Source organism: Pseudomonas sp. EL_65y_Pfl2_R96, from assembly GCF_963970905.1.
In the GTDB taxonomy this organism is placed as follows: Bacteria; Pseudomonadota; Gammaproteobacteria; order Pseudomonadales; family Pseudomonadaceae; genus Aquipseudomonas.
The window spans coordinates 1-647 of the sequence record NZ_CAXAQH010000137.1 but is presented as its reverse complement, the minus strand read 5'-3'; the positions used below and the strand labels follow the sequence as shown (position 1 = coordinate 647).

Below are 647 nucleotides of genomic sequence, written 5' to 3'. Positions count from 1 at the left end.
GGCCTGCGCACCGTCTTCGAGCACACTAAGGCCATGGTGCCGGGCAATATCCCGAATGGGATCGAGATCGGCAGGCTGCCCATAAAGATGGACGGGTAGGATCACGCGAGTGCGCGGCGTTATCGCAGCCGCGATACGCGCGGGATCGATGTTGTAGGTCCGCTCGTCCGGCTCCACTGGCACTGGACGCGCACCGACATGGCTGACTGCCAACCATGTGGCGATATAGGTGTTGGCCGGGACAATCACCTCATCACCAGGGCCAATATCCAGCGCGCGCAAGGCTAGCGTCAGCGCTTCCAGACCATTGGCCACGCCGACACACCGCTGTGTCTCGCAATAAACGGCATAATCACGCTCGAACTGGACGACTTCCTCGCCGAGTACGAACCAGCCTGAATCAATCACCCGCGTCGCGGCCGCGATCAGATCCTCGCGCATCGCGGCTGTGATGCCGCGCATATCAAGAAAAGGGATAGGCATCACCAAGTGCCCGCCTCGACCATGGTCAGAAACTCTCGATAGTCGCGCACATAATCCGCCGGATCATAAGCATGCGACGCCAGTACAACGAGCACCGCGTCCTCGCTGTAGCGATATTGCGTGCCCCAAATACGCGGCGGCATGTAAAGCGCCTTGTGACTGGC

The 647-nt window shown here is 60.3% G+C and carries 2 protein-coding genes; both read right to left on the bottom strand.

Features of this window, described 5'->3' with window-relative positions; all coding sequences use genetic code 11:
* Nucleotides 1-483 (bottom strand): DegT/DnrJ/EryC1/StrS family aminotransferase (locus tag AACY49_RS29860; protein WP_339527797.1); only part of this gene is annotated, 483 nt, incomplete at its 3' end.
* On the bottom strand, nucleotides 483-647 hold a 165-nt coding region (locus AACY49_RS29855), incomplete at its 5' end, for a WxcM-like domain-containing protein (RefSeq protein ID WP_339527795.1). The genes AACY49_RS29860 and AACY49_RS29855, both read right to left, overlap by 1 nt.